The sequence below is a fragment of the Schaalia sp. Marseille-Q2122 genome, from assembly GCF_903645355.1.
GTDB lineage: Bacteria > Actinomycetota > Actinomycetes > Actinomycetales > Actinomycetaceae > Pauljensenia.
The window spans coordinates 1-13380 of sequence record NZ_CAHJXR010000005.1 but is presented as its reverse complement, the minus strand read 5'-3'; the positions used below and the strand labels follow the sequence as shown (position 1 = coordinate 13380).

The 13380-nt window shown below is 61.0% G+C and carries 10 protein-coding genes; 8 read left to right on the top strand and 2 right to left on the bottom strand.

The window, feature by feature from the left end:
- Positions 1–133: 133 nt before the first annotated feature.
- Together map and panB are read right to left on the bottom strand one after the other, a co-directional pair.
- On the bottom strand, positions 134–1021 hold the full coding sequence (gene map / locus HWX48_RS06250; protein ID WP_175955732.1) for a type I methionyl aminopeptidase: 888 nt from the start codon (positions 1019–1021) through the stop codon (positions 134–136).
- Between the two features lie 109 nt (positions 1022–1130).
- Entirely contained in the window at positions 1131–1985 is an 855-nt protein-coding gene (gene panB, locus HWX48_RS06245) for a 3-methyl-2-oxobutanoate hydroxymethyltransferase (protein ID WP_175955730.1), read from the bottom strand.
- Positions 1986–2255: 270 nt separating this feature from the next.
- Between panB and pheS the strand changes: the two genes are divergently transcribed.
- From pheS to tyrS, 8 genes are all read left to right on the top strand, one after another.
- A complete protein-coding gene (pheS, locus tag HWX48_RS06240; RefSeq protein WP_175955728.1) occupies positions 2256–3341 on the top strand; it encodes a phenylalanine--tRNA ligase subunit alpha in 1086 nt (361 codons plus the stop codon).
- Between the two features lies 1 nt (position 3342).
- Entirely contained in the window at positions 3343–5979 is a 2637-nt protein-coding gene (gene pheT / locus HWX48_RS06235) for a phenylalanine--tRNA ligase subunit beta (protein ID WP_175955726.1), read from the top strand.
- Between the two features lie 94 nt (positions 5980–6073).
- Complete coding sequence (locus tag HWX48_RS06230) at positions 6074–6562, top strand: flavodoxin domain-containing protein (protein WP_175955724.1); 489 nt, start codon at positions 6074–6076, stop codon at positions 6560–6562.
- Positions 6563–6763: 201 nt separating this feature from the next.
- Positions 6764–7264: an arginine repressor gene (gene argR, locus HWX48_RS06225; RefSeq protein ID WP_175955721.1), complete on the top strand. Its 501-nt coding sequence runs from the start codon at positions 6764–6766 to the stop codon at positions 7262–7264.
- A 26-nt stretch (positions 7265–7290) separates the two neighbouring features.
- Positions 7291–8541, top strand: coding sequence for an argininosuccinate synthase (locus HWX48_RS06220; protein WP_175955719.1), 1251 nt, complete (start codon positions 7291–7293; stop codon positions 8539–8541).
- A 279-nt stretch (positions 8542–8820) separates the two neighbouring features.
- Positions 8821–10344 carry an O-antigen ligase gene (locus tag HWX48_RS06215; protein WP_254873015.1) on the top strand — a complete coding sequence of 508 codons (1524 nt, stop codon included), beginning with the start codon at positions 8821–8823 and terminating at the stop codon, positions 10342–10344.
- A gap of 126 nt (positions 10345–10470) precedes the next feature.
- Entirely contained in the window at positions 10471–11913 is a 1443-nt protein-coding gene (gene argH, locus HWX48_RS06210) for an argininosuccinate lyase (protein WP_175955715.1), read from the top strand.
- Positions 11914–12047: 134 nt separating this feature from the next.
- Positions 12048–13310 (top strand): tyrosine--tRNA ligase, encoded by a 1263-nt coding sequence (tyrS, locus tag HWX48_RS06205; RefSeq protein WP_175955713.1) that lies wholly within the window; start codon positions 12048–12050, stop codon positions 13308–13310.
- Positions 13311–13380 lie beyond the last annotated feature (70 nt).

Genomic DNA, 13380 nt, shown 5'->3' with positions numbered 1-13380 from the left:
GCTCCCAGGGGCTGATCCAAAAAGGAGGCGATGGCAGCACCGCAAGCTGATCCTGGCGAACCCTACAGGCTCTTTAATAGCTATGGTATCAACGGTTTGCTGGATAAGTAAAGTTGGACCAGAGGATGCAGATTCAGGACTGGGTCAGAATCCGTGCCCCAGTTTCAGTGACAACCACGGTGTGCTCGAACTGGGCGGTGCGTGCACGGTCTGCGGTGACCACTGTCCAGCCGTCATCCCACTGCTCCCAGTCGATGGTACCCAGGGTGAGCATGGGTTCAACAGTGAAGACCATACCCACTTCCATGATCGTGTTGTGGGCGGGGGCAGCGTCATAGTGGGGAACGATCAGCCCGGAGTGGAAGGCTTCGCCGACGCCGTGGCCGGTGTAGTCGCGCACGACGCCGTAGTCGAAGCGCTTGGCGTAGGCCTCGATGACGCGGCCGATGACGTTGATTTCACGCCCGGGTGCGATGGCTTTGATGCCGCGCATCATGGCGTTCTTTGTGCGGTCAATGAGGAGTTGGGATTCTTCGTCGACCTCGCCGACAGTGAACATGGTGCAGGTGTCGCCGTGTACGCCGTCGATGTAGGCGGTGATATCGACGTTGAGGATGTCGCCTTCTTCGAGGGGGCGATTGTCAGGGATGCCGTGGCAGATGACTTCGTTGATGGAAGTGCACAGGGATTTGGGGAAGCCCATGTAGCCCAGGCATGAGGGGTATGCTCCCTGAGAGATGAGGTATTCGTGACCGATGCGGTCGAGCTCATCGGTGGTGACGCCGGGTTTGACGGCCTCTCCGACGAGGGCGAGGGCGTCGGCGGCGATCTTGCCTGCGCGGGCGATCTTCTCGATCACTTCGGGGGACTTGACGTCTCCTGCGGTGACAACCTCAGGCCCGTCGTGGAACATGTACTCGGGGCGTTCGATATGTGCCGGAACCTCCCGCATGGGGGAGAGAACGCCAGGAGTGAGGGTTCCCAGGGGTGCGCGTCGTGCAAGAGTGTCCAAAGAAGTCATGCCCCTAGCCTAAACCTGTGAGGATCAAGGAACACTCTTCGAAAGGCGTTTGTCACGGTGGTATGCCACACCCCGGGTAGGGGATCTTGATGTGTAGCACCCTGCGCTTTTAATGCGCGTGGTAGTGGTCTTCGGAGGGAAACGACCCATCTTCAACGCTGGCAATGTAGTCTGCAGCAGCCTCCTTCAAGGCCTGCCCCAGTTCAGCGAAACGGCGAACGAAACGCGGTGTCCACTCGGTCATCCCCGCCATATCCGACCATACGAGTACTTGCCCATCGGTGTGAGGGCCAGCGCCAATACCAATCGTGGGAATGTCAAGGGCCTGCGTGATCTCGGCGGCAATATCTGCTGGCACCATCTCTAGGACCAAGGCAAAAACGCCAGCCTCTTGAAGGGCGAGGGCGTCTGCCAACATCCGGGCGCGCTGGTCACCGCGTCCCTGCATCCGAGGGCCCCCCAAGGCATGCTCAGACTGGGGAGTGTAGCCCAGGTGACCCATGACAGGAATAGCTCCGGCAGTGAGCACACGAATGGCTTCCACGCGGGCAGCGCCACCTTCAAGTTTGACCGCGTGAGCCCCAGCCTTCATCAGACGCACGGCATTGGCGTAACCCTCGCGCGCGTCAGCCTCGTAGGACCCAAAGGGCATGTCGCCAACGATCAGCGCCCGCGAGGTGCCTCGCGATACGGCCGCAACGTGGTGAACCATGTCCTCCACGGTGACCGGCAGAGTCGAGGGGTAGCCGAGCATAACATTGCCCACCGAGTCACCCACGAGCAGCATGTCTACGCCAGCCTCATCAAAAATGTGAGCGGTCAGAGCGTCATAGGCCGTCAACATGGTGAGCTTCCTGCCCTCCGCCTTCGCCGCCGCCAGATGGTGTAGGCGAACGCGCTTCGGACGAGGCGCTGCTGCAGCCTGAGTGGACGCGTCAGGCTGAAGATACTGCGCTGAGGACATGAAAGGCTCCTTCACATGAGGCCGGGATTTCCACACATCAGAAAGACATGGTGTACGCCGGCCGCTCATAGACAGTTTAACCGTGACACCACAGGTCACGGAGCGTAGCGACAATCGGGTACTCCCCGCTACCAACGTCACGGCAAGACAAGGATTACATGCTCAACGCAGGGCACTATCATGGGAAGCTGTGCATGCGCTCGCCGCTCCGCCCGGAACGGCACAGGAGCGCATACCTGTCATCTATATCCCCGATCGAGGAAGCAGGACATGGCCGACACCGCCACTGACCTCAACCCGCTCGACGAAGCCGCAGTAGGCTCCCTCGTCGAACACGCACTGGCTGACATCGCTGCAGCCGACAGCATGGACGCCCTCAAGGCCGTCCGCAGTGCCGTCCTGGGCGACAATGCTCCGCTGGTCGCGGCCAACCGCACCATCGGCTCTCTCGCCCCGCAAGATCGCGGCGCAGCGGGCAAGAACCTCGGCGGCGCTCGCGGCCGCATTAACGAGGCTCTCGCCGCCCGTGGTGAGGTCTTGCAGGCGGCCCATGACGCCCAGGTGCTTATTGACGAGGCAATCGACGTCACCATCCCCACCCGCCGTGAGGCGCTGGGCGCGCGCCACCCCCTTGAAACTCTCATGGATGAGGTTGCTGACTTCTTTGTCGCCATGGGTTGGGAGATCGCCGAGGGCCCCGAGGTCGAACACGAGTGGTTCAACTTTGACTCCCTCAACTTCGACATCGACCACCCCGCCCGCCAGATGCAGGACACCTTCTACGTCGACGGCACCTCGATCGGCGCCGATGCGCAGGACGGTGGCTGCTTGGTAATGCGCACGCACACCTCGCCCGTCCAATCCCACGCCATGCTGGAACGTGGCGTGCCCCTCTACATCGCCTGCCCCGGCAAGGTGTTCCGCTCGGATGCACTCGACGCCACCCACACCCCGGTCTTCCACCAGATCGAAGGTCTGGCAGTGGATAAGGGCCTGACCATGGCTCACCTCAAGGGTGTCCTCGACCACTTCGCTAAGGCGATGTTCGGCCCCGAAGCGAAGACTCGTCTGCGCCCCTCCTTCTTCCCCTTCACCGAGCCCAGCGCTGAAATGGATCTGTGGTTCCCGCAGAAGAAGGGCGGCCCTGGTTGGATCGAATGGGGCGGCTGCGGCATGGTCAACCCCAATGTTTTGCGCGCCAACGGTATCGACCCCGAGGAATACACGGGCTTCGCCTTCGGTATGGGCATTGAGCGTACGCTCATGCTGCGCCATGGCATTGCTGACATGCATGACATTGTCGAGGGCGACGTGCGTTTCTCCACGCAGTTCGGCCTGAATGGAAAGGGAGCCTGATATGCCGATGATTCCCCTGAGCTGGCTGGCCGACCACGTTGACGTCGTCCCCGGCACTGATGCTGAAGCCTTGGCTGCCGCCCTCGTGCGCGTGGGCCTGGAAGAAGAGACCATTCACCCTGCTCGCGTCACCGGCCCCCTCGTGGTGGGCAAGGTGTTGACCTTGGTGAAGGAAGAACAATCCAACGGCAAGCTCATTAACTACTGCCGCGTGGATGTTGGTGAGCACAACGACGCTCCCGGCACCGGTAAGGAACCCTCCGACCTGCCAAGCCGCGGCATTATCTGCGGTGCGCATAACTTCGTCGAGGGTGACCTCGTTGTCGTCTCTTTGCCCGGCGCCGTTCTACCGGGCCCTTTCCCGATTGCCGCGCGTAAGACCTACGGTCATGTGTCTGACGGCATGATCTGCTCTCAGCGTGAGTTGGGCCTGGGTGAGGACCACGATGGCATTATCGTCTTGACAAAGATGTTCCCTGACCGTGAGATTCCCGCCCCCGGCACGGATGTTATTTCCTTCCTTGGCCTGGGTGAAGAGGTCCTGGAAATCAACGTCACGCCCGACCGCGGCTACTGCTTCTCGATGCGTGGGGTTGCCCGCGAATACTCTCACTCCACGGGTGCTGCTTTCCGCGATCCGGGCCTGCGTTCGGACCTGCCTGCCGCCAATGCTGCGGGCTTCCCTGTCACCGTGAAGGACGAGGCCCCCATCCGTGGCCGCGTCGGCTGCGATCGTTTCGTCACACGTATTGTGCGCGGCATTAACCCCACAGCTCCCACCCCGCGGTGGATGGTGGAACGCCTAGAGATGGCGGGTATGCGTTCGGTGTCCCTGGCTGTGGACATCACGAATTACGTGATGCTTGACCTCGGCCAGCCCATGCACGCCTACGATTTGGCGGCCGTTGCGGCCCCGATTGTTGTGCGGCGCGCGAGGACGGGGGAGACCCTGACGACCCTGGATGAGGCTGAGCGCGTGCTTGATGAGCAGGATCTGCTCATCACGGACTCGCCTGATGGTGAGGGCAGCCGCATTATCGGTATCGCTGGCGTCATGGGTGGGCGCTACTCGGAGGTGGAGGACTCCACCGTTGACGTGCTCCTGGAGGCCGCTCACTTTGATTCGGTGTCGATCGCGCGTTCCTCACGTCGTCACCGTCTGCATTCTGAAGCCGCGAAGCGTTTTGAGCGCGGCACCGATCCGCTGCTGCCTACGGTTGCCGCCCAGCGCGCCGTGGAGCTGCTGGTTGAGTACGGCGGTGGCACTGCTGACGAAGCCATCTTTGACTACAACGAACTGCCTGCCGCAACGGTCATCACCTACCCCTTGGGTGAGGCTGAGCGTTTGACCGGTGTTGCGCACGAGCCTGCACGTCAGCGTGAACTGCTGGAGACGATTGGCTGCGTTGTCGAGGGGGCCGATTCGGACGCCTCCTGGCAGGTGCGCGTGCCGAGCTGGCGTCCTGACCTGGTTGGCCCTGCTCACCTTGTTGAGGAGATCGCCCGCCTGGACGGTTACGACAATATTCCCTCGCTCCTGCCGATGGCTCCTGCGGGTCGCGGCCTGACCTTGGTTCAGAAGGCTCGCCGCTGGGCAGCTGAGACGCTGGTGCAGGCGGGCATGGTTGAGGTCGAGTGCTACCCCTTCGTGTCGGATTCCTTCGATCGTCAGGGCATGGGCGAGGCCGACCCGCGCCGCCAGGCTCTGCGCCTTCGTAACCCCCTGGCTGATGATGCACCTTTGCTGCGCACCTCGGTTCTTGACACCTTGCTTGATGTTGCGGGGCGTAATGTGGCGCGTGGTATGCCTGCCGTGTCGGTCTTTGAGGTGGCGAAGGTGGCTCGCCCTGCGGGTACGGTTGCCGCTGAACTGCCCTCAGCCGAGCAGCGTCCGTCTGTCGAGGTCATCTCTGCTTTGAGTGCGGGCACTCCCGCTCAGCCTTGGCATGTGGGTGGTGTCATGGCTGGCGCCGCGACTCTGCCGGGTGTTCTTGGCGCCCAGCGACAGGTGGACTGGGCCGACGCTGTCGAGGCAGTGCGTCGTATCGCCTCTGCCCTGGGGGTTCGCGTTGAGGTCACTCGCGCGTGGGATCCGGCTCCTCCGGCCGTGAAGGGTGCTCCGGTGCCCAGCCCTGCGACCGAGCCTGCTGAGGTTGCTCCCTGGCATCCTGGCCGTGTTGCCCGTATTTTTGTGCGCGCGGGTCGTGACCTGATCGACGTTGCGATGGCTGGTGAGCTGCTGCCCGCAGCGTGCAAGGCCTTTGGTCTTCCTGCACGTTCAGTGGCCTTTGAATGTGATCTCGATGCCCTGATCGCTGCGATGGCGACCTCAGCTCTGCAGGTCAAGCCTGTGTCCACCTATCCGGTGGCGAAGGAAGATGTTGCCCTGGTGGTGCCCTCGGATATTCCGGTGGCCCGCGTGGAGCAGGTCGTGCGTCAGGCTGCTGGCGCCTTGGCTGAGGATGTGTCACTCTTCGATATCTACGAAGGCGACCAGGTCGAGGGGGGCTTCCGTTCCCTGGCTTTTGCATTGCGTTTGCGGGGCGATCACACGCTGACCGCTGAGGAAACGGCAAAGGTCCGCGAGGACATTGTCGCCAAGGCATCCAAGCTCCTGGGCGCATCTTTGCGCGGCTAAGTGCTCAACTCATCACCCCAGCAAGGTGTGAAGCTCCTGACTGTTCAGGGCTTTTGACCCCTTGCTGGGGTGAAACACATGGGAGGATATATCCATGCGAATCCTGGTTACTGCTGCATCGAAGCATGGTGCAACTGGAGAAATTGCTGACCGCATTGCTCAGCGTATCGGTGATGCCGGACATGATGTCGTCCGTCAGGCCCCGGAAGACGTGACATCCATTGATGATTTTGATGCTGTCGTCTGTGGGTCGGCCGTGTACATGACGCAGTGGATGTCATCGGCTCAGGACTTTGTCGCCCGCTTTGAAAGTGAGCTGACGGATCGTCCCTTCTGGGCCTTCTCTGTCGGTATGGCAGGTGTGCCCAAGCATGCCCCTCAGGATCCTTCCCGTATTGGTCCTGTGCTGCTGCGTGTACGCGCTGAAGACCATCGTGCTTTCCCGGGGCGGTACAAGCCTGAGCTTCTGAATCTGCGTGAGCGTTCTATTGGCCGTCTGGCTGGCGCTGTTGAGGGCGATTTTCGTGATTGGGATGCCGTTAATGCGTGGGCTGATGGCATCGTTTCTTCGCTGAGTGCTTAAGTCGGCGCGCTCTGGTGAGCGCCTAAGCCTCTGAAGGTGCCCTCATGTCGGTGACATGAGGGCACCTTTTCGCTGTGGAAGTGACTTTCGCCAACTGATTCGCCTTATGCGAACTAGCGTATTATTATTCATTCTGTTCTTGCTGACTCTGCGACCGCAGCATTCTCATAGCCCGGGAGCAGCCACATAAAGGAGTGCTTGATGGTGGATCCCGTCATCCCCACTACCCGCGCAGCGCGCCACGGTCTGATCCGTGAACTCCTTGCAGAGCACACCATTAGTTCCCAAGAACAGCTCAAGAGCCTCCTCGCTAAACGAGGAATAGAGACCACGCAGGCAACACTCTCACGCGACCTCATGGACCTACGCGCAACGAAGGTCCGCAGCAAAGACGGGCACCAAATCTACTCCGTCCCCGACATTGACGGCAGCGCCACCCACGAAGTCGAAGCATCACACACCAAGCTCGCCCGCTGGTGCCAAGAACTTCTCATCGCCAGCGACAGGGTAGGCAACCAGCTCGTCCTTCGTACACCGGTAGGGGCGGCAAACCTCCTCGGCTCAGCGATTGACGCTTCCCGTATGGAACAGGTTGCCGGCACGATTGCTGGCGACGACACCCTGCTCATCATCTGCCGAAGCGACGAAGGCGCCGCGCAGACCCAAAACCACCTGATGGCGCTTGCAGCTGCAGGCGACTGATACGCACACAACACAAAGGACACAACATGGGGCTCCATAAAGATCGCATCGTCCTGGCCTACTCCGGTGGCCTTGACACCTCCGTGGCCATTGGCTGGATCCAAGAACAGACTGGCCGTGAAGTTGTTGCGGTGGCGGTTGACGTTGGCCAGGGAGGCGAAGACCTCGAAGTCATCCGCCAACGCGCCCTCGATTGCGGCGCCGTGGAGGCCTACATTGCGGACGCTCGCGACGAATTCGCCGAGGAATACTGCATGCCCGCACTGAAGGCGAACGCCCTCTACGAAGGCAAGTACCCCCTCGTGTCCGCACTCTCTCGCCCCGTCATTACCAAGCATCTCGTTCGCGCAGCCCGCCAATTCGGCGCCACCACGGTTGCTCACGGCTGCACCGGCAAGGGCAATGATCAGGTGCGCTTCGAAGTCTCCATCACCTCAATGGCCCCTGACCTTGACTGCATCGCCCCCGTGCGCGACCTCGCGCTGACCCGCGACGTCGCCATCGACTACGCCGAACGCCATAGCCTGCCTATTGAAACCACGAAGCACAACCCCTTCTCCATTGATCAGAACGTGTGGGGACGTGCCATCGAAACGGGCTACCTTGAAGACATCTGGAACGCCCCCACTAAGGACGTCTACACCTACACCGACGACCCCACCTATCCGCCGTTGCCTGACGAGGTCGTTATCTCCTTCAAGGAAGGCCTCCCTGTTGCTATTGATGGCCGCCCCGTCACGCCCCTGGAAGCCATCCAAGAGCTCAACCGACGCGCTGGCGCTCAGGGGATCGGCCGCATCGACATGGTCGAGGACCGCCTCGTTGGCATCAAATCCCGTGAAATCTACGAAGCACCCGGCGCTATTGCCCTGATCACTGCGCATGCGGAACTGGAAAGCGTCACCTTGGAGCGTGAGCTGCACCGCTACAAGCGGACCATGGAACAGCGATGGAGCGAGCTCGTCTACGAAGCACAGTGGTTCTCACCCCTGAAGAAGGGCATGGACACCTTCATCGACTACACCCAGCAGTACGTCACCGGTGATATCCGCATGACCCTGCATGGAGGACGTGCCGTCGTCACCGGGCGCCGCTCCGAGACCTCCCTGTACGACTTCAACCTCGCCACCTATGAAAGTGGCGACACCTTTGATCAGTCCCACTCCCGTGGCTTCATCGAAATCTACGGCCTGACGTCCAAGCTCGCAGCAGCACGGGATGTGCGCTTCGGCCGCGGCATTGACTTCGGCACTGGAGATTTGAGCCTCGAGAACTGACACTTTCGACTTGCAGCTGCACCACGCACTCAAGCTCTGATATGCGCTGTCTCCGTCATGCTCGGTGGCCTCCCCTCAATGGTGGAGGCCACCGAGCTTTTATCATGTCGCGGACCTCATGTGTGTCCTACTTCGCCTTCCTCCGTCCTGTGCGCTCTAGTGTATTGCCGCTACGGTGTAACCCGGCATGGCAATGCAGCTTCCGTCGGCTGCTGGCCATACTCCTGCGCCTCAGACCTCGGAAGCACCGACGTTTGAGTGTAAGGAGAAGACGTGAATATGCCCTCGTCGCTTCGTTCTGTAGCGGAGGTCCACGTACCCGCGCGAGGTTTGAGCACCCAGCGTGGTACCGTGCGTCAGTCCTTCCACACCTTGGGTGAAATCGTTACCCTCCTGACCTCCAGCGAATGGCACCGTATTTGGCAGAGCCTCAGCGCGAAGGCCTCGTCCATTGCCAATCGAACGCTTCCAGCCATGGGCGTGTGGGTCTTCTACATCACCTTTGCAGGCCAGGGCGTCCGCAATGTCATCGGCTGGAAGCCCTTCGGTATTCTTGCCGCCCTGTCCTGCCTTATCTTTGCTTTCCAATTCGCTGCGGCTGGCCGTGTGCTGACCCTTCGGCGCATTCCCACGACTATCGCCGCCTTCCTCCTGTGGTCCTCCCTGAGTGTGCTGTGGTCCTTTTACCCGCTTGAAACGGTGATGGCCAGCGCCTTGATGAGCGCGACCAGCCTCGCGGGGGTGCTTGTGGCCATCGCGTTCCCGCCGCGCCAACTGCTCGACATCCTCACGCGCTCTTTACAATGGATGATCGGCCTGAGCCTCCTTTTGGAGGTCTATGTCGCTGTCATCCTCCAGGAACGCCTCGCACCCCTGTACATGCGCAACTGGGAGCACATCCCTGACTCCTACTATTGGATCCACGGCCTGCTCCTCGAAGGCGGCCCCATTCAAGGGGTTTTCGCCAACCGAAATCCCCTGGCTTTCGGCGCTGCACTCTTGCTGCTCTGCATCCTCTTCCAGCAGCTTCAGCAGCGCTCCTCCTGGCAGCGCACTGCCCTGTGGGTGGGCTTGAGCGTCGGGACGCTGGCCTTGACTCGTTCGGCAACGGTCATGGTCTGCCTAGTTGCATGTCTCATCGTTGTCGCTGTTGGCCTGTCTTTGCGTTCGGTCCCCAGCGCTCAGCGGCGCCACGTGCTACGGGGCGTCGGGGTCGTTGCCCTAGCGTTCATGTTGCTTGCAGTGATCTATGCTGATGCCATTTTTGCCCTGCTGGGCCGCAGCTCGGATCTGACAGGGCGCGGCGTCATCTGGGAACGCCTGCTGGCCCTGTGGTCGGAGCGACCGATCCTGGGGTGGGGGTGGATCATGTACTGGGCACCGTGGATTCCTATGTTCCGCACCCTTGTGATTCGTCCTGATGGCACTCCGACGATGCAGGCGCATAACGCCTACATTGAAGCCCTCTTTCAAACAGGCATTATTGGTGCTCTTCTGGTGATTCTCGCCGTCGTGTGGGTGCTCTACGGTGTCGGCAAGGCGGCGGTGCGTGCAATTGCCGGCGATCTGACGGGCTTGTGGGCATTCACCGTGGCGGTGGCGTTGATTGTCCAGTCGCTGACGGAGTCGCGTCTGCTGTCGGAGGGCAATTGGGTGCTTTTCGTTGCGTTGGCAACGTGGCTGAGCCTGTATCGCACAGTGCCGTCCCCCGCGTGGGGTGCAGCTGATCGTGATATCCGTGGCGTGGAAGCCAGTGGCACGAAGCTGCGCGCCCTTGAGCGCGAGTTGTCTCCGAGCGTCTGAGGCAATAAGTCTGGATGGGGGGAGGCATCGCCCCCATCTGAGCTGCAGGTCGCCCACGGGTTCATATTGCGGACGAGGCCGCCGCCCAACTAACCCCTTGCGCGCCGAAAAAGGCATGATGGTGGCATGACTGAATCAGCCTCTGCATCTCCAGCCACTGTTCCCGCCGCTTCAGGACTGTGGGGTGGCCGTTTCACCGGTGGCCCTTCGGCCGCCCTTGCCGCGCTGTCGGTATCGACCCATTTTGACTGGCGTCTCGCCCAGGCTGATATTCGGGGGTCACGGGCCCACGCTCGTGCCCTCCATGTGGCGGGACTGCTGAGCGACGAGGAATTGGCCACCATGCTCTCCGGCCTCGACAGTCTGTCGGCCGATATTGCCAGTGGCACCTTCCAGCCAGCTCCGGATGACGAGGATGTTCACTCCGCCCTTGAGCGCGGACTTATTGAGCGTGTGGGCACGCAGGTCGGCGGTAAGCTGCGCGCGGGGCGCTCCCGCAATGACCAGATTGCGACCCTGATCCGCATCTATCTGCGTGACGAGGCGCGTTATCTGAGCGGCCTTGTCGCTGATGTGATCGATGCGCTGTTGGAGCAGGCCCGCGCTGCGGGGACCCGTGTGATGCCGGGGCGTACTCATCTGCAGCATGCTCAGCCCGTGCTCATCGCTCACCATCTGGCTGCCCATGCGTGGCCGCTGCTGCGAGACCTGGATCGTCTACGTGACTGGGATCGCCGCGCCAGCGAGTCTCCTTATGGTTCGGGGGCCTTGGCGGGCAACACCCTGGGCATGAACCCGCAGGCTATTGCCGAGGAATTGGGCTTTAGTTCTTCGGTGGCAAATTCTATTGATGGTACGGCCTCGCGTGATATTGCGGCCGAGTTCGCCTTCATTATGGCGATGATTGGTGTGGATATCTCTCGCCTGTGCGAAGAGATCGTCATTTGGAACACCAAGGAGTTCGACTACATCACCCTTGATGACGCTTTCTCGACGGGATCGTCGATTATGCCTCAGAAGAAGAACCCTGATGTGGCTGAGCTGGGGCGCGGTAAGGCTGGGCGTCTGGTGGGTGACCTTATGTCCCTGCTGACCATGCTCAAGGGCATCCCTTTGGCTTATGACCGCGACCTTCAAGAGGACAAGGAACCTGTTTTCGATCAGATCGATACTCTCGGTGTTCTGCTTCCGGCGGTGTCGGGCATGATTGCGACGATGCGTGTCAATTACGAACGGATGGAGGCGTTGGCGCCGCAGGGATTCTCTTTGGCGACTGACATTGCTGAATGGCTGGTACGTCGGGGCGTGCCTTTCCGTGAGGCGCACGAGATCTCTGGCGCTTGCGTGCGCATTGCCGAAGGTAGGGGAGTGGAACTGTGGGATCTGAGCGATGAGGAGTTCGCGCAGGCCTCGTCTGCCCTGACCCCCGCTGTGCGTGAGGTGCTGAGCGTGGAGGGCTCTGTCAACGCCCGCAATGCTCGTGGTGGTACTGCGCCGGTGCGTGTTGCCGAACAGTTGGACGAGGCTAGCGCGCAGCTTGCTCGCGCTCGGGAGTGGGCTCAGCGCTAGTTCCAGGGTGCTGCGGTTTTTGGCGCGCTACGTGACGCTTCGCCTCGTGCCTGGCTAGACTGGACGAGGCCTACGCTGGTAGGCATGAGAGAAACCCGCCCTGTATGAAGGGCATGACTGTGAAGGACCGTATCGTGACGGACATTCTGGACGAACTCCAGTGGCGCGGCCTGTTGGCCCAGCACACCGACCTTGAGGCGCTGCGCGCCCACCTGGCTTCGGGGCCCGTCACCTTCTATTGCGGTTTCGATCCGACAGCGGCTTCTTTGCATCATGGTCACCTTGTGCAGGTCCTTGTCATGCGTCACCTGCAGCTGGCTGGCCACCGTCCTTTGGCGCTGGTGGGTGGGGCTACCGGTCAGATTGGCGATCCCCGTCAGTCGGGCGAGCGCGTCCTCAACTCCACTGAGGTCGTCGCCGAATGGAGTCAGCGTCTTAAGGATCAGATTGCTCGTTTCCTCAGCTTCGAGGGTGAGAACGCGGCTGTCATGGTGAATAACCTGGACTGGACCGGTCCCATGTCCGCTATTGACTTGCTGCGTACCGTCGGCAAGTACTTCCGTGTGGGCACCATGCTCAATAAGGACATCGTTGCACGCCGCCTGGCTTCCGATGAGGGTATCTCCTACACGGAGTTCAGCTACCAGGTGCTGCAAGCGAATGACTACCTGGAGCTTTTCCGACGCTACGGCTGCACCCTGGAAACGGGTGGCAATGACCAGTGGGGCAATATGGTCGGCGGCGTTGACCTGATCCATAAGGTTGAGGGCGCTTCCACTCACGTGATGACGACCCCGATCATCACGAAGGCTGATGGCACCAAGTTCGGCAAGTCTGAGGGCGGCGCTATTTGGCTTGATCCTGAGCTGATGACTCCCTACGCCTTCTACCAGTTCTGGCTGCAGGTCGCTGACGAGGATGTTATCCGCTTCCTCAAGATCTTCACCTTCCTGGATCGGGCTCGTATTGAGGAGCTTGAGGTTGAGGTCGCTGAGCGTCCCCATCAGCGTGCTGCGCAGAAGGAGCTGGCTGCTCGCGTGACCGAGCTTGTTCATGGGGCTGATGAACTGGCCCGTGTGCAGGCTGCTACCCAGGCCCTGTGGGGTGGCGCTGATCTGCGTGAGGTTGATGGCGCGACCCTTGTATCGGCAACCGCCGATCTTCCTCGCGCAACCCTGACCTTGGGGGAGTCCACCATTGTTGACGCTCTTGAGGCGACTGGCCTTGAGAAGGGGCGTGGCGCTGCGCGCCGCACGGTGGCATCGGGCGGCGCCTACCTCAATAACGTCAAGGTTGAGGATGAGGATGCCCCAATTTCTGAGGCAGATCTGCTGCCTGGTGGCCTGGTGTTGATCCGCAAGGGACGCAAGAATCTTGCCGTCGTGAACTTCGAATGATGCCGTAGGACACATTTTCATCTGAGAGCCTGTCAAAGTGGCGGGAAAGAAGGTGAGAGGCTCTTTCCCC